Here is a 16438-nt window from a genome sequence, read left to right as displayed (position 1 = left end):
ATCAGTTCAGCGTGTTCCATAATTCCTCCGAATTCACTCCCGCCAGCCAACCCGCATCAAGCACCGGACCCAGCATGGGGCCGTCCCAGCGCCGGTCGCCGAACACCTCGCCCACCCCGAAACCCAGCGCGCGCTTCGTCAGCTCCGCACGCGTCAGCGCAAACCGCAGCACCGCCGCCCGGCCCAGCGCCGTCTCGATCGCACTCGAAAGCACGACATCGGCCTTGGTCGTCTCCACCCATGCCGCCAACTCATCCAGCGGCCCGGCCAGCGCCGGCTTGATCACAAACACGCCCCGCCAGCCCTCGGCTTGCCAACGCTTCGCCTCCACGAGCCGCGCGACCGACTCGTCCAATGCGAGCGTCACCGGAAAATCCCCGGCCAACCCGCGCAAGCCGTCTTCGTCGGCCGGGGCCAGGGGTTGTTCGACAAACTCCACCGGCCGGTCCGCGCAACGCGCGAGCCATTTCGTCGCCGTGCGCCGGTCCCATGCCCCGTTGGCGTCGAGCCGCAGCTTGGCGTAGCCCGGCAATTGCGCCAACACGTCGTCGAGCAAGGCCAGTTCATCGGCCGGGTCACCCACCCCGACCTTCCATTTGAAGCTCAGGTAGCCGCTCTCCAGCTTGGGCGGCATGGCGTCCAACACCGCCCGCCCCGCCGGCAACAGCGCCGTGACCGGCAGGCGTTTGGCTTGTTGCTGGGCGGGATCACCCAACCACGCCGCGGGGAAGGCACACGCCAAAGCAAACCGCAGGCACCCGAACCGCTCCGGCACAGTCTGTAGCGCCTCCGCAGTCACCTTGTCGCCCAATCCCCGGCAGACCTCCTCCGCCTCCGCGACCGTTTCGGTGCCAAACCACGGTATCGGCGCCACCTCCCCCCAGCCCACGCCCCCGCCCTCCGCCTGCAGCCGCACGATCATTCCCTCCCGCTCGGCCCACAAGCCGTGCGCCGTCCGCAACGGGAAGCGCAGCGGCAGACGGTAAGCGCGGTAACTGAAGCGATAAGACACGCTTCGACCCTTGGGGAAGCCGGCACTCATGGCAAATTTTCGTTGAGCTTTCCCGCAGCAGGAGTATCTCGTTCATGGCAACGATGCCCAAGCCTGTTGCCAAAAAATCCTCGCGCGACTCGGAGTATTACCTGCCCGCCGAGCGCTTCTTCCCCGCCAACCTGCCGAGCGCGCTCACCTTCGACGACGTCTCGCTCGCCACGCTCTACTCCGAGGTCCTGCCCAAGGACACCGACCTCGCCACCAGCCTCTCCGACGGGCTCGCGCTCCAGATCCCGATCATCTCGTCGGACATGGACACGGTCACCGAGTCGCGCATGGCCATCGCCATGGCGCTGAACGGCGGTCTCGGCCTCATCCATTACAACCTGCCCGCCAAGGAGCAGATCAAGGAGGTCGCCCGCGTGAAGCACCACGTCCACGGTCTCATCCAGGACCCGATGACCGTGAAACCCGGCGCCACCATCGCCGAGGTGCTGGAGATGATCGAGCTGCGCCGCTTCGACTTCCGCACCTTCCCCGTCGTGGACGAGGCCGGCAAGCTCGTGGGCCTGCTCCCGGGCAACGTCGTGCGCGAGCGCTACAAGGCCCTGCAGGTCGCCAACGTGATGACGCCGCGCAAGCAGCTCCTCACCGTCGAGGAGAAGAAAATCGCCAACGACCCCATCAAGGTCGCCGACCGTTTCTTCACCGAGAACGTCGGCATCCACAAGATTCTCGTGGTTGACGCCGCGGACCGCCTCCGCGGCCTCATCACCAGCTCCGACGTCGAGCGCATCACCTCCGAGGCCAAGTCCCGCCGCAAGCCCGCCCGCGACGCCAGCTTCCGCCTCGTCGTCGGCGCCGCCATCTCCCCCGTGCGCCGGCCCGACGGTTCGCTCGACCGCGACCGCATCATCGCCCATGTCGGCGAACTCGTGCAGGAATCGGTGGACGCCGTCGCCGTCTCCACCGCCCACGGCCACACCGCGGGCGTCGGCGACATGGTGAAACTCATCCGCGGCGAGTTCAAGGACCTCACCATCATCGCGGGCAACGTCACCAGCGGCGAAGGCGTGGAGTTCCTCGCCGGCTGCGGTGCCAACGCCATCAAGATCGGCCAGGGCCCCGGCTCCATCTGCACCACGCGCATCGTCGCCGGTGTCGGCATTCCGCAGCTCACCGCCCTCTTCGCCGCCGGCCGCGGCGCCGCCCGCAAGGGCGCCCGCCTCATCGCCGACGGCGGCATCACCAAGTCGGGCGACATCGTGAAGGCGCTCACGCTCTCCGACGCCGTCATCCTCGGCGGCCTGCTGGCCGGCTGCCGCGAGGCGCCGGGCGAGATCATGGAAATCTCGGGCAAGATCTACAAACAATACCGCGGCATGGGCTCCCACGCCGCCATGAAGGCCGGCTCGGCCGCCCGCTACGGTCACGACAAGAACGACACCGTCCGCAAGGTCGCCGCCGAGGGTATCGAGGCCCTCAAGGAGGTTTCCGGCTCCGTGGACGACGTGCTTAACGCCCTCATCGGCGGGGTGCAGAGCGGCATGGGCTATCTGGGCGCCAAAAACCTGCCCGAGTTGCGAAAAAAGGCCCGCTACATAAGGGTTTCACCCGCCGGTATGAAAGAGGCCGCTCCCCACGACGTCATCGAAGTCTCCAAGCGCAGCAGCAACTGATTCATTTTTCACGAAACAAAGACAACGGGCCACTTTCCTACCTTTACCCGTATGAAGCGTTGTCCCCCTCCCACCCGCTGGCTGGCGCTCCTGGTGCTGCCCCTCCTATTCACCTGGGCGCAGGCCACCACCGTCATCGCCCCGAGCTTCGACCGCCTGGTTGACGGCTCGGACTACATCGTGCGCGGCACGGTGAAGTCCATTGCGTCCGAGTGGCGCGACAACCCCGCCAAACCCGGTTCCCGCTACATTGGCAGCCGGGTCGAACTCGACGTGAGCGAGGTCATCAAGGGCAGCCCGCCCGCCCCGCTGGTGCTGGAGGTGGTGGGCGGCAAGGTGGGTGACGAGGAGCTGACGGTGGACGGCGCCCCGCGCTTCGTGGTCGGCCAGGAAACCGTGCTCTTCGTGAAGGGCAACGGCCGCCTGATCGTGCCGCTGGTCGGCATGATGCATGGCAAGTATGACGTGCGGAAGAACAAGAAGACCGGACGCGCCGAGATTCTCCGCAGCGACGGCCAGCCGCTGTTCCACGAGCAGGAGGTTGTCCTCCCGACCGCCTCCGCCAAGGCCTCGGCCCTCAACCAGACCAAAGCGCTGCCCTTGTCCCCCGACGAATTCGCCACCCGCATCCGCAAAAACCTCAGCTCCCGCAACCGTGAAACCCTGGAATAAGTTTCTGCCGTGGGTCGGGCTGGTTGCGCTCGGGCTGGCTTCCGCCACCGGACTCTACGCCTATAGTTTCTACACCAACCAGAACACGAAGCTGCCGGTCAAATGGCCGGCGGGCACCATTCCCCTCCGGATCATGCTGGGCGCATCGACGAACCTGAGTGACGGCTCCAGCTTCAACACCAGCGCCCGGACCGCCGCGCAGACTTGGAACAATTTTCTCGGCTCCACCCAGTTCCAGACAACCTTTGCGACCGGCACCGCAGGCGATGACAACGACGTCAACGAACTTGGCTTCGCCGCCAATGTCTTCGGCAAGGATTTCGAGGGCACGACTCTGGCCGTCACCACCGGTTTCAGCCGGGGCAACGAACGGATTGAGGCCGACATCATTTTCAACACGGCCTACACGTGGGACTCTTACCGTGGCAACGCCCGCTTCCAGGGCATCACCCTGACACCCGACATCCAGCGCGTTGCCCTGCACGAGCTCGGTCACGTCCTTGGCCTGGACCACCCGGACCAGGCGGAGCCGGCGCAGACCGTGACTGCGATCATGAACAGCCGCATCGGCAATCTCGACACCCTCGCTACCGACGACACCGAGGGCGCCCAGCAGCTCTACGGCCCGCCCGGCGCGCCCGCGAACGACAACTTCGCCAATGCCACGGTCATCACCCTCACCCAGGGCAACAGCACCACGCTCAAAGGCTACAACACCAACGCCACGCGTGAAACCGGTGACCCGCGCCAGGGCGACAACCCCGGCGGCCGGTCCGTGTGGTGGCGCTGGACGGCCCCGTCGAGCGGCAGTGTCACCCTCGACACCAAGGGCAGCTACTACGACACGACCCTCGGCGTTTACACCGGTTCGTCGCTGTCCGGTTTGACCAAGGTGGCCGACAACGACGACATCAACCCCGGCATCGTGCAGGCCAGCGACCTGACCTTCAACGCCACGGCCGGGACCACCTACCGGTTCTGCGTGGATGGATTCAACAACAGTGAACAAGACCCCACCGACACCGTGGGCGCCGACAACGGCGGCCTCACGCTAAACCTGAACTTCAATTCCGTCGGCGGCACCCTGCCCTCCATCACCACGCAACCGGCCAGTGCCACCGTCAATACCGGCGCCACCGTCTCCTTCTCCGTGGTTGCCACCGGCACGGCACCGCTGAGCTATCAGTGGCAGCTCGGCGGCGTGGCGATCACCGGCGCCACCAGCGACACCTACTCCATTTCCAGCGTCACCGCCAACCAGGCCGGTTCCTACTCCGTCCTCGTCTCCAATGCCGCCGGCTCGGTCACCAGCAATGCCGCCACGCTGACCGTGAACACGCCCGCTCCCCCGGTCACCCCGCCGAGCTCCGGTGGCGGCGGCGGTGGTGGTGGCGGCGCGCCGAGCCTGTGGTTTGTGGGCCTGTTGGCCGCGCTGGGTGCTGCGCGACTGTTCCGTCGCTGAGGAAAGTAGCCGCGCTGGAACGCAGCGACAGCGTGGTCAAACCGGCGGCCACGCTTTCGTTTCGCTGCCGCGAAACTCCGTTGCTACGCAACGCCAATTGTCCACCGCCTCCACTGCGGGAGTGACAATCCGCCCGCACCCGCCATAAAGCCGCCCCGGATGACCCAGCCGACCGCCCCCGCCTTTATCCCGCCGGAGATTGTCCGGCTGCTGCGTCATCCGCCTGCGGCAACCCTGCTCTGCGCCCTGGCGTCGCTCATCATCCAGTTGTTTCCCGAATGGCGGGCGGGATTGCTCTACGACCGCGCCGGCATCGCTGACGGCGAATTCTGGCGCATCTGGACCGGGCACCTCGTCCACTTCGGCTGGCCCCACTTTGTCGTGGATGCCGGTCTGCTGCTGATTGTGGGCTGGTTCTCCGAGAACCGGCACGCGTGGTTCACCCGGATCGCATTGGTGCTGATGCCCGCCTTCATTTCGGCCTGCATGTTCTGGCTCGAACCCGGCATGACCCGCTACGGCGGCCTGAGCGCCTTGAACCTGGGGCTGCTCGTTTACGTCGCCGCCGAAGGCTGGCGCCACGACCGCACCGAGTGGTTCTGGCCCGCGGTGATCGTCATCTACGTGGCCGAGCTCGCCTACGAATACTACCGCGGCGGCCAGGGCGGCGGGGCCATCCGCTTCGACGATCCCGGCATCCGCGTGGCCACCGGCGCCCACTTGGCCGCCGCCGGGTATGTGGTGCTGGCTCTGGGAGCGGGGCTGCTGATCACACGGGCAGGAAGTAACAAGGACCAAGGACCAAGTAACAAGTAACATTAGGGAAAACGCCAAATCCCGAAGCTCCAAACGCCAAAGAGCTCGACGCCAAACCGGTCAGAAACTCTGCGCTGCATCCGTGCCATCCGGCGCCAAAATCAGAGCAGCCAAATTGAAATGTAGCCGCGTTGGAGCGGAGCGACAACGTGGTCTTCGACCGGCCACGCTTTCGCCATCGGCTCAAGCGCAGCTACGCCTTTGTTGAAACCGGTTTCAGTTTTGCTGAGCTTGGGATTTATTCGGCGTTTGTGATCTGGCGTTTGGACTTTTCCTGCCACTCACAGCATCCGCTTGATCAACCGCCGCAGCACCGGCCGGATGTGCCGGGCCAGCGCGGGGTTCGCGTAACCGGCCCAGTCCACCGCGCTCGTCGTATCGAGCGGCGCCCTGATCGCCCCGCCGAGCGGAGCCTCGATCACGCAACCGGCCTCGCGCGCGACCAATGCGGTGCAAAGATCGTAGGGATGGCAGACCAGCGCCGACTTCACGTGCAGCTTCCCGAAAACCCGCGGACGCAGATCCGCCATGAAGCGGTCGTGCCCGGCGATCAATTCGGCCAGCTGCCCGCCGGAGCAGATGTATTGGTCGTCAAAAACCAAGGGTGAGTTGGCCCCGCCGCGGCCGTAGAGCTCCTGCCAGAGTCTTTCCTCCAACTCCCCCAGCAGCGCCTTGCCCTCGGGGAAGAATCGGCTGAGCGCCGCAAATCCGCCGCGACAATCCTTCGCGCGGCTCGGCGTCACCCGCAGTGGCTTGCGCTCACCGGTGAGCACGTTCACCGCCTGCGCCACCACGCCGCGGCCCTTCACCGCGCTCAGTTGGTCCGCCCGCCACTGCTTGCTGGTCGGCAGCTCCGTCATCGCGGCCACCACGATGTCGGCGAGCGTGGTCTTTCCGCCGCGCTGCGGAGCCAGCCCGGCAAGGCTCCACGCGCTGCGCTTGTCATACATCAGCCCGCGCGTGCCGTCGATCGGATCGAGGATGCACTTCCACCGGGTCTGCCCCACCGGCGTGCCCGCCGGGAAAGTCACCGCCTCGGCTTCGTCCAACCCTTCCATCACGAGCTCGACCGGCCATGTCTTGGGCCAGTGCCGCTCAAACCACTCCAGGATCGCCTGCTCGCCGATGCGGTCCACCTGGTAGATCGTGTCGGCGGCGGTCACCGCCACCACCTTCGCGAAACTCCGACCCTGCCGCTGCCACGCCGCGATGACGGATTCACGGATGTGATCCTGCAACCGGCAGAGCAGGTGGCGGGCGTGGTCGAGTTCACGGTTGGTCATGGCCTGAAAGTCCCCACTGAATCGGATTTCCGCCCGCCGTCAGGCTCCAAGTTGCCCGTCCCTTCCTCCCATGTGACTAAGTTTTCCGTTGCCGCTCTGCCCCCCCTGCTCTGACCTCAGTCCTCCGATTTCCGTCCTCAGTCCCTTGTCCCTTGTCCTTGGTCCCTTGTCCTTGGTCCCTCGTCCCTCGTCTTTCGTCCCCTTCTCCCTTCTCCCTCCTCCGTTCTCCCTCCCTCCCGGCCCATGCCTCTCTCCCCTTTCCGCAGCCAGCTCATCGCCGACGTCGGCATCTCCTTCGGTGACGAAGGCAAGGGCCGCCTCATCCCCGAGGTCATCGAGGAACTGCGCCCCACCCCTGCGTCAGTCTCCGTCGTGTTCAAGGTCAACGGCGGCTCCAACTCCGGCCACACTGCCGGCGGCCTGAAGCTCAACCTCCTCCCCGCGGGCGTCGTCGCCAAGTCCGTGCCGCACCTCGCCATCGGCGCCGGCGTCGTCGCCGATCCGCGCAAGTTCCTCTGGGAGGGCCGCCCGCTCGAGCCCAAGGGCTACGCCATCTTCTCCCGCCTCGTGATCGACGAGCGCACGCTCGTCTCCGACCTCAGCCACCGCCTGCTCGACCTCGCGTGGGAGGACTACCGCGTCAACGTCCTGAAGGAGGAACCCCGCGGCTCCACCGGCCGTGGCATCACGCCCGCCTATCAGGACGAGACCGGCCAGTGGCAGATCACCTACGCCGACTTTCTCGGCGGTCCGAATTTCTTCGCTAGAAAACTCGCCGCCCGCGCCGACCGCGCCTGCCGCACCATCCAGCACGTCTGTCAGGTCTCGCCCGCCGCGTGGGACGCCTTTTTCGAGAAACTCACCACCGCCGAGACCAAGGCCAATGCCGAGGCCATCGAGCTGGGCCTGTTCCCGAAGAGCGATTTCGACTTCACCCGCTTCAAGGGCGCCGCGCCGTTCACGCTGAACCTCGACGCCCTCACCGCCGCCTACTGGGAGGCCGGTCAGCAGCTCCGCGCCAACATCGGCGAGGTCCGCGAACTCGTGCTGCGCGAACTCGCCGCCGGCCACAGCATCGTCGGCGAGTTCGGCCAGTCCTACTGGCTCGACAAGCGCCACGGCTACTCGCCCAACGTCACCGCCTCGCACACCTTCACGCCCGAGTTCTTCGAGAGCGCCGGCATCCCCGTGCAGCCGATCCACACCTTCGGCGTCGCCAAGGCCTACGACACCAAGGTCGGCACCCACACCTTCCTCACGCAGATGCCCGACGACCTGCCGCTCTGCCAACGCCTCAAGAAGCTGGAGTTCGGCGTCACCACCGGCCGCCAGCGCATGGTCGGCTGGTATGACGCCGTCGAGAAGGGCGACGCCCTTCGCTATGGCGGCTACCAGGACCTGATGATCAACAAAATCGACGCCCTCTCCGGTGCCGACGAGCTGCTCATCTGCACCGCCTACGAGGACGCCACCGGCCGGCGCTACGGCCACGTCCCGCGCAACGAGGCCCTCCGCAAGACCCTCCGCCCCGTCTATGCCAAGCACGGCGGCTGGAGCGAGGACATCAGCGGCGTCCGCAAGTTTGCCGACCTGCCGCAGAACGCCCAGCGCTACACCGCCGCGATGGTGCGCAGCGTCCTCGACGTCGCCTACCCCGTCCAGTTGCCCGCCGTCCTTCCCAACCTCCGCTACCTCGGCGTCGGCCCCGAGCCCTCGCAGATCATCAAGGACGTCCCCGCCACTGCCGACCTGATCAAGCTGGTCTGAACCGGACTCATGCAGTTCGAATGGTGGGTCGCTGCTTGAGGCGACCTTGTTTGAGAGCGTGGCCGAGTTCGGCGCCAGCGCCAACCCTCCACCCGATTCAGTTCGAGCAGTTTTGCTCTTAACCGACCACGTTACTGCATGATCCAGTATCGGTGCCTGCAACAACTCACCCGCCGGTCGGCGCCGGCGGTGGCGTCCACTGTCCGAGCTGGTCGAACGGGCTCTTCACCCCCAGCCCCGGCTTCCGCATGCAGTGGAGATAAATCTGGGTGGTGCGGATATCGCTATGTCCCATGAGTTCCTGGACCGTGCGAATGTCTGTGCCCTGCTCCAGCAAATGAGTGGCGAAGCTGTGTCGCAGCACATGAGGCGTCACGCGCTTGTTGATTCCCGCCAAGCTGGCCGCCCGGCGTATGTCGTTCTGATAAGTGCTGTCCGTCACATGGTGACGGCGCGTCATGCCGCTCAGCGGATCGAGCGACGGCTGGCGCGCAGGAAACACCCACTGCCAGATCCATTGCACCCCGGCCTGCGGATATTTTCTGGCCAATCCCTCGGGCAACCACACGCCAGGCAACTTGTTCGCCCGATCCTCCTCATGCAGCAGCCGCAGCCGCTCCAGATGACGTTCAATCTGCGGCTTCAGCCTTTCGGGCAGCATGGTGACCCGGTCCTTGTCGCCCTTCCCGGCGAAAATCTGGATGCGTCCCCGGGCGAGATCGAGGTGATGGATGCGCAACCGCAAGAGTTCCATCAGCCTCAACCCGCCGCCATACATCACCTCCGCCATAAGCCGCGGCATGCCGCTCAGACCGGCAAAGAGCTGCCCACACTCCTCCTGGCTCAGCACGGTCGGTATCTTCTGCCCCCGCTTGGCCCGCTGGAACTCAAACTCCCCGAGACTCCGATGCAGGCCCTCCTGCATAAAGAAAACCAAGGCATTCAGCGCCTGTTTCTGTGTTGCCTGGCTGGCCCGCTCCCGGACGGCGAGGGCGGATAAAAACTCCGCCACATCCTTCCCCTCGGCCACGTAGGGGGTGCGCGGAGCCATAAATCCCGCAAAACGCACCGCCCACTCCCGGTAGGTCTCCTCCGTCCGCCATAAAAAGCCGCGCTCCCGGCTGGCCTTGATCAGATCGCGCTCCCACGGGGTTCGCCCCAGGTCGTCAGCTGCGGTCGGCGGATGATCTTTGCGCCAGGATTGCGGCCTGGGTTGCCGCGGCGGCGAAACGGGAGCCGGGCCGACGCCCTCGTCCCGGCCTGGTTCTGACGCTGGTGCGCGAAGGCCTGCCTGCGATTGGCTCGGCGACGGTGGCACCACACCCGCGCCCTCCTCGCCGGGCAGGCCAGCGCGCATGCCCTTGGGTGATTGTTCTCTGGCCTCCGCCATCCGTCCGCCGTCCTCTGTCTTGCGATTGGCGGCCGCCCTTTTCGCCGCCCGGTAAAACCAGCGCAGCGCCTCCCTGGCCTGCCCTGAGCCCGTCGAATGGGCCGGTCCCGGAGACTGCCGCTCCCGCCCTGAGAGATACCGTTTCATGGATTCGGCCGAGGCCGGTGACCGCTGAACTTTGCAGTGATGCAGATAGCTCAGGATTTCCCGCCGAAACGCCTCCCGGAGTTCCGGGCTCAGCTCGGCGCGCGCGAGCTCCGTTTTCCATTGGGGGAAACTGACGGGCTGAAGATCCATGCGGATAGTGACAAATCGGCCCGTTGTCGGACACCCACCAAGTCTTTTCCCCAAGCGTTTTCAACGTGGAAATGACTTGCGCGGCAAAATCAGGAATTGCCCAAGAATGATTTAGGCAATTCTCTCCGGCTCATGAGCACCTGCGTGCAAAGACTCGTTTTCGAGTCCCAATAACACTGATCGGCGGAAGAATTATGGCTACTCCAGCTCCTTACGAAGATTGGCGCACAGAGCCGGTTGACCGCGCAGAAGATGCTGCGTCGAATTTCGGTTTCCATCTCATGATGCACTGCCGCGCGGAAGCCCTGAAGAAAGTGGCGTCCAGCTCCGCACCCGCGACGAAGGCTGAGCTTGATGCAGTTGTCGCTGATGCGGTCGATACAGCGCTCCACAATGTCGCGGACCTTCTGGAGGGATTTTGGATCACGCATGCCGGCGCAAAGCACCGAACTGAGTTTGCGCTCGCTGTCCGCGTGAAAGACGAAGAAGGGAAGATCATTGAGCGAATCGACGTCTCCCCATGCCTGGTCGACCTTCCCATCGGCTATTGGAGTTGGAAGGACAATTTCGAAGGATCATGAAGAAGGCCGATCCAGTCGGCACAGACAACGACCGGGCTGCGCCCGGTCGTGTCTGACCTCAAACGATCGGCAAACAAAGATGATCTCCGCGCTCCAGGGCCTTTGGCGAAAGCATGGTGCCAAAACGGAAGCAAAACCAACCGGCTCCGCCTATTTTGACGGCACCTCGGTCGTCATTGTGAAGTCACGTTGCTGGATTCAAGGTCCACTCTATATCGAAGATGAGCCGCACCGAATCTTTGCCGCATCGGAAAAGAAGCAGATACAAGATTTTCTAGTTCAGATTCTCACTTCGCCTGTGGAGATTGATCGCAACCCGAAGCCCAGCATCGATCCGGACGCACATAAGAAGATGCTGAAAGTGAGAAGCCAGAAAGAGGGGATCACACGTTACCAGCACGTTGGCCTTCGGGTTGATGACGGTGTCTTGCAGGTCACACCGTCGCAGCGCGATTTGAAGACGAAGAGCTGGTTGTATTCAGATCTTGTCCTGAAGGAGGAGAGTTGGCACGAGCCAGACCGAGCTACCGACCTGCTTTTCGAAGCATTCACCGCATGCAAATGAAACCAGAGCCGATCCAGCTCATCACAGACAACTCCGGGGAGCTGACGCTCCCCTCCGTGTCTGACTGAAGACGTTAGGCGAAGAAAGATCATGAAGGCGGGCATCAAACTCATGGCCGACTACCACTGCTGGCCGCTTTGGCACCATGGCAGCAGCAAGGTCGGCAATATCGATCCAAGGTCACTTGGTCTTTCCACAGCGCTTCAGACCCGGCTCAAGCATTGGGCCGAAGAATATGATTCGCATTTAGATCTGAGTGATCCAGCAGCCGTGAGCTGGACCCCAGAAGAAGAAACCGCATTTGATCGCGAAGGACGGAGATTGTGCACTGCGCTCGCTAACGAAGTTGGCTCAGGCTTCGACGTTTGCTTTTTCGATCAAAAGACCGCTCGCTGTATCCCAGTGCTCGAGCTCTACACTGGCTCCCAAGAGCCTAACCAAGTGGCACAGACAACTCCGGGGCTGCGCCCCTCCGTGTCTGACCTTTAACGTTCGGCAAAGATGAAGCATTCGCTTTCGCTGTTATTCATCGCTGGCTTCTTGAGCATGTCCGCTGCCGATCCCCAGATTCCGCCCCAGTTTCCCCGGGTCCGAGGCGTTTATCAGATGACCGACACTTGGTCCGTCACTCTTCCGTCGGAGTTTGCGAAGCGTATTGAAGAAGGTGACTTGGTGCTCTGGCGGAAGGGTCTGACTTGCTGGATCGTGGTCTATGACCTCAAGGATGGTGAGACTCCCAAACAGAGGCTCGATTGGTTGAAGGGTGACGCATCAAAAGATGCCGTCGAGCGTTGGGAATCGGTGGATGCCATGCCACTGCGTTATGCCTATTTACTCCACGAGAAGGAAGAAGCTGGAGAGCGCTGGGCGCTCTACACCTTCACCGTGGGTGATCGCAGTCACGTGATGATGGCGATCTACTTCGACAAGAAAGATGATCTTGCTGAAGCACGCGCGATTGGAATGAGCATCGCTCAGCAAAACTTGCCGAACCAGCCGGCACAGCCAACTCGGGGCAAAGCCCCTCGTGGCTGACCTCAAACGATCGGCGGAAGACATGAGCATCTTTTCTCGAATATTCGGATCCAAGGAAGAGCCTACAAAGCCCAGCGAGCATGCAGTGATTGTTCGCGTGCCCATCTCCGGCGCCAACGGCACAGAAGAAGAAATTCAGCGTCTTATGGACGTCGAAAGTGAGCTAGAGACTGCCATCGTTGAAGCAGGCGCGGGAGAGTTCGATGGGAATGAGTTCGGCGAAGGCGAATACGTGTATTACATGTATGGCTCCGACGCCGACCGCCTCTTCGCCTCAGTCGAGCGCCTTCTCCGCGATCATGATCTGGTGAAGAGAGGTGTCGCCGAGGTTCGCTATGGCGGACCAGGAGCTAAATCCCGCAAAGTCACTCTCAGCCCATGAAGAGGCCGATCCAGAGCACTACAGACAACTCCGGGGCTTCGCCCCTCCGTGTCTGATTGCGGACGATCGCCGGAAGAATGAAATCGCTTCGCACATTTCTCGCCGCCCTGTTTGGCATCGGCACCGCAGTTGCGCAGCAACCCCAAGCACCAGCCAAGTCGCCTGCGGAGATGATGAAGGAAATGCGGCTGCAATGGCTCACGAAGAAGCCGCCGACCGCATCGGAAGATAAGAAGGAAGAGATAGCCGCGGTTGTGATGGATTGGCCGCTGGACGAAGCGACGGTCACCGTCTTGGCTTCGTCAGGCGGTGATGCCAGCATCTATACCACTGGCACTTTCGGCATCCTGGGCGGCATCGGGCACGAGAATGTTCGGAAGGCTGCCATAGCCTTTGTCGAGTGCGCCCGAAAGCATCGGGCGTTAGCCTCCCCCACGACCGACTTTTCCTATCCTGATCGTCAGACCGTCAGGTTTTTCTTCGTCAGCATCGATGGAGTGAAGAGCGTTTCCTTCAGAGCAGCGCAGGTCGAGAAGACCGGCACCGACGCCTACGACCTCTACTCGCACGGTCAGATAGTCCTGACCGAGCTGCGTCAGATCACGCAGCAACAGCGTGGACATTGATATGAAGAAAAACGATCCAAAGGGGTCATGCTTTACCTTTTACCTCTTGACGTGAGCGAACAGGGTGATTCACTTATGGCATGGCGCGCAAGCTGCGGTTGGAATTTCCGGGGGCGATCTACCATGTGATCAACCGGGGAAATTACCGGGCGTTTGTGTTCAAGACCGAGGGTGCGCGGCAGGCGTTCGAGGCCTGCGTGTTGGAGGCCTGTGCCCGGTATGGGTGGCTGCTCCATGCCTACGTGATCATGGGCAATCACTACCATCTCGCGGTGGAAACTCCGCAGGGCAACCTGGTGGCGGGAATGCAGTGGCTGCAGTCCACCTTTGCCAACCGGTTCAACCGGCTGCGCGGCGAGCGCGGGCACCTGTTCCAAGGGCGCTACAAGGCGTTGATGGTGGAGGAGGGCGAGGGGCTGGGCCTGCTTTGCCATTATATCCATCTCAATCCCGTCCGGGCCGGGCTGACGACCCTTGCGAAGCTGCATGACTATCGGTCCTCCTCCTACTGGCATCTGACCCGGCCAAAACAGCGGCCGGAATGCCTGCAGTGCCAGACCGCACTTTCCGAGGCAGGCCAACTGGCCGACACTCCGGCCGGCTGGCGGGCCTACGCCGACTATCTGGCTTGGCAGCTGGCAGAGGGCCCGGCCGGCAAATCCAAGGCGTATGTCTCGATGAGCCGGGGCTGGGCGCTGGGAGGCAAGGAGTTCAAGCAGGCACTGCTCCAGGATCAGGCCGTGGCTGCCGAATCCCGGGCGTGGGAGAGCCATGGCGTGCAGGAGGTTCGCGAGGCCCGCTGGCAGGCCGCGCTGGACACGCTGCTGAAGGCTCTGCCCCCTGCGGAAAGAACCAACACCCGCAAATCGGCGCCATGGAAGGTGAAGGTGGCTTGGCGTTTGAAGGAAACCACCGATGTGACCAACGGTTGGCTGGCCGAGCGACTGGACATGGGCTCCGGTTTCTATGTCAGCAAACATGTGGGTCTGGCCAAGAATAAGGTAAAAGGTAAAGCATGACCCCTTTTCTTGAGGCTCCTTAAGCAAAAACCGTTCAAGGTCCGCTCCGCAGGCGGTCGGGCGCGGCCGGCGGGGCACCGGTTTTCGCGGGGAGCTCTGCGTTTTCCTCAAGGGCGCCTGCCGCCACCGCCCGACCGGTGCGCGCGCCGCCGGGGGTGACGAGGTTGGCGGTGACGAAGATCAACAGGTTTCGCTTCTGGGTGCTTTCACCCTTGGTGCGGAACAACCGGCCGATGATCGGCACGCTGCCGAGAATGGGGACCTTGTCGTTCACCTTCTTCACGTCTTCACGGGTGAGCCCGCCCATGATCAGCGTGGCGCCGTCCCAGAGCGTCACCCGCGTCGTGACTTCGCGCACAGCAAAGATCGGCTGATAAAAACCCGGCGGGACCGTGACCGTTGTGCCGCCCGAGATCGCCACGCTCGGTCCGCCGTATTCGACGAAACCCTCGAACTCCGTTACCTTGGGATTCAGGTCGAGGCTGATGCTGCGGTTGTCCTCCTCCACGGTGGGCGTCACGCGCAGCTCGACGCCGATGTTGCGCGTCGTGAACTCCTGCGGCGTGCCCGAGGTGATCGACACACCCGCCGAGCCGCCGCCCGAGATGCTGCCGGTGCCGACCTGGGACTGGATCTGCCCATAGCTCTGCGGATAGCGCATCTCCTGCGCGACGGTGATCGTGGCCTGGTTGCCCGAGAGCACGGTCAGCCGCGGCGCACTGAGCAGCTCCGTGCCGCTTTTCTGCGCGAGCGCCCGCACGATCGCATTCACGTCGAACTCCCCGATGCTGCCGGTGATGCTGGCCAGCGGCGTGGTGCCGGTCCCGAGCATCACGCCCCCGGGCAGCGAGGGCGCGGGCGTGGGCAGATTGAGGCCACCCGCCGGCTGGCCGTCGCCGGAAATCGAAATTTGCTGCGACGAGGTCGCGTTGCGAAACGCCTCGGCCAGGGACCGGGTGACGCCGCCGGCCGTCGTGTAGCGCGCTTCCGTGCCGTTCAGCGGCGCAGCCTTGGTCGCCAGGCTCCATTGCACGCCCAATTCCTCCAACGCGCCTTGCTGCACTTCCATGAACTTCGCCTCGATCTCGACCTGTCGCACGTCGCGGTATCGGGCCAGGATATTGGCGAGCCGCTGCAGGTTTCGCACCGTCTGGGTGACGATGATCTGCGAGCCGTCGAAGGCCAGCGTGCTGCCCGGCGTGCCGTCGAAGTCCACGCCGGCCAGCTGCAGGAAGGTGCGGATCGCGCGCCCCTCCGTCTCGACATCCTGCGCCGGAGCGGCGGCCGGCGAGTTGTGCAGCGCGGCCCGGCCCGTCAGGCGTAGCACGGTGGAACGGGAGACCGGGTGGAAACGCGTTTCCAGCTCCGCCACGCGCCCCGCAGGACGCAGCACCACGGCATCCGGCAGAACCTCATAGTCGCAGCCCGCCGCCCCCACGACGAAATCCAGCACGCGTTTCAGGGAAATGTCGCGCAGGGTGAGACTGATCTTGGGGTTGGCGTTGGCGGGATCCAGCAGGACGATGTTCACGCCCTTGGCGCTGCCGGTGGTTTGATCATACTCCGCGGATATCAGGCTGAGCGTCGTCGCCACGCGGCTGAGTTCCATCGCGCTGAAATTGACGCTGGGCAGCACGATGGCCTCCAGCTTTTGCTGTAGCGGAGAGCGGGAGTTGCTCCCGGCGGCCTCCTCCGACACTAACGTCCCGGGTCCCGGCAGTTGCCACGCTGCGTCCACGGCCTGGAGCAGCTGGCCGCCAGCGCGGCTGCGCTCATCCGCGCCCGGTTCCTCCGGCGGCTGGGCAGACAGCAGCACAAGGCAGCAACTGAGGAGCGACGGTATTTTCCAGCAGGGGGATGGGCTCATGGT

16 protein-coding genes are annotated in these 16438 nt (G+C 63.8%); 12 read left to right on the top strand and 4 right to left on the bottom strand.

The features are described from left to right. Window position 1: 1 nt before the first annotated feature. Window positions 2-1042, bottom strand: coding sequence for an o-succinylbenzoate synthase (locus tag ESB00_RS08225; RefSeq protein ID WP_129047223.1), 1041 nt, complete (start codon window positions 1040-1042; stop codon window positions 2-4). A gap of 53 nt (window positions 1043-1095) precedes the next feature. Between ESB00_RS08225 and guaB the strand changes: the two genes are divergently transcribed. From guaB to rrtA, 4 genes are all read left to right on the top strand, one after another. Further along, entirely contained in the window at window positions 1096-2673 is a 1578-nt protein-coding gene (gene guaB / locus ESB00_RS08220; RefSeq protein WP_129047222.1) for an IMP dehydrogenase, read from the top strand. Between the two features lie 51 nt (window positions 2674-2724). Next, the gene (locus ESB00_RS08215) at window positions 2725-3345 is read left to right on the top strand and encodes a hypothetical protein (protein WP_129047221.1); all 621 of its coding nucleotides are present in this window, start codon (window positions 2725-2727) and stop codon (window positions 3343-3345) included. Then, window positions 3329-4807, top strand: a complete 1479-nt coding sequence (locus ESB00_RS19850; protein WP_218938706.1) for a matrixin family metalloprotease — start codon at window positions 3329-3331, stop codon at window positions 4805-4807. The genes ESB00_RS08215 and ESB00_RS19850 overlap by 17 nt, the downstream gene beginning before the upstream one ends. A 159-nt stretch (window positions 4808-4966) precedes the next feature. Further along, complete coding sequence (gene rrtA / locus ESB00_RS08205) at window positions 4967-5623, top strand: rhombosortase (protein WP_129047220.1); 657 nt, start codon at window positions 4967-4969, stop codon at window positions 5621-5623. Between the two features lie 281 nt (window positions 5624-5904). On the opposite strand, the gene ESB00_RS08200 is transcribed toward rrtA, so the two are convergent. Next, window positions 5905-6906, bottom strand: a complete 1002-nt coding sequence (locus ESB00_RS08200; RefSeq protein WP_129047219.1) for an inositol monophosphatase — start codon at window positions 6904-6906, stop codon at window positions 5905-5907. A 243-nt stretch (window positions 6907-7149) separates the two neighbouring features. Between ESB00_RS08200 and ESB00_RS08195 the strand changes: the two genes are divergently transcribed. After that, window positions 7150-8673 (top strand): adenylosuccinate synthetase, encoded by a 1524-nt coding sequence (locus ESB00_RS08195; RefSeq protein ID WP_129047218.1) that lies wholly within the window; start codon window positions 7150-7152, stop codon window positions 8671-8673. A 166-nt stretch (window positions 8674-8839) separates the two neighbouring features. Here the strand turns inward: ESB00_RS08195 and ESB00_RS08190 are convergent, their stop codons facing one another. Continuing rightward, window positions 8840-10360, bottom strand: a complete 1521-nt coding sequence (locus ESB00_RS08190; protein WP_129047217.1) for an integron integrase — start codon at window positions 10358-10360, stop codon at window positions 8840-8842. Between the two features lie 281 nt (window positions 10361-10641). Here ESB00_RS08190 and ESB00_RS08185 point away from each other — a divergent pair, with 281 nt between their 5' ends. From ESB00_RS08185 to ESB00_RS08155, 7 genes are all read left to right on the top strand, one after another. Then, window positions 10642-10941, top strand: coding sequence for a hypothetical protein (locus ESB00_RS08185; protein ID WP_218938705.1), 300 nt, complete (start codon window positions 10642-10644; stop codon window positions 10939-10941). Window positions 10942-11020: 79 nt separating this feature from the next. Next, the gene (locus tag ESB00_RS08180) at window positions 11021-11506 is read left to right on the top strand and encodes a hypothetical protein (RefSeq protein WP_129047215.1); all 486 of its coding nucleotides are present in this window, start codon (window positions 11021-11023) and stop codon (window positions 11504-11506) included. 111 nt (window positions 11507-11617) lie between these two features. Continuing rightward, window positions 11618-11995: a hypothetical protein gene (locus tag ESB00_RS08175; protein ID WP_129047214.1), complete on the top strand. Its 378-nt coding sequence runs from the start codon at window positions 11618-11620 to the stop codon at window positions 11993-11995. Between the two features lie 12 nt (window positions 11996-12007). Next, complete coding sequence (locus ESB00_RS08170) at window positions 12008-12541, top strand: hypothetical protein (RefSeq protein WP_129047213.1); 534 nt, start codon at window positions 12008-12010, stop codon at window positions 12539-12541. Further along, window positions 12534-12923 carry a hypothetical protein gene (locus tag ESB00_RS08165; protein ID WP_129047212.1) on the top strand — a complete coding sequence of 130 codons (390 nt, stop codon included), beginning with the start codon at window positions 12534-12536 and terminating at the stop codon, window positions 12921-12923. The genes ESB00_RS08170 and ESB00_RS08165 overlap by 8 nt, the downstream gene beginning before the upstream one ends. A 77-nt stretch (window positions 12924-13000) precedes the next feature. Continuing rightward, window positions 13001-13549 carry a hypothetical protein gene (locus ESB00_RS08160; RefSeq protein ID WP_129047211.1) on the top strand — a complete coding sequence of 183 codons (549 nt, stop codon included), beginning with the start codon at window positions 13001-13003 and terminating at the stop codon, window positions 13547-13549. 80 nt (window positions 13550-13629) lie between these two features. Then, a complete protein-coding gene (locus ESB00_RS08155; RefSeq protein WP_129047210.1) occupies window positions 13630-14568 on the top strand; it encodes a transposase in 939 nt (312 codons plus the stop codon). Between the two features lie 34 nt (window positions 14569-14602). Here ESB00_RS08155 and ESB00_RS08150 read toward each other — a convergent pair whose 3' ends face one another. Further along, window positions 14603-16435 carry a type II secretion system protein GspD gene (locus ESB00_RS08150; protein ID WP_129047209.1) on the bottom strand — a complete coding sequence of 611 codons (1833 nt, stop codon included), beginning with the start codon at window positions 16433-16435 and terminating at the stop codon, window positions 14603-14605. Window positions 16436-16438 lie beyond the last annotated feature (3 nt).

It is taken from the genome of Oleiharenicola lentus, assembly GCF_004118375.1.
Lineage (GTDB): Bacteria > Verrucomicrobiota > Verrucomicrobiia > Opitutales > Opitutaceae > Lacunisphaera > Lacunisphaera lenta.
The sequence above is the reverse complement of the archived record's forward strand: the minus strand, read 5'-3'. Positions and strand labels throughout refer to the sequence as shown.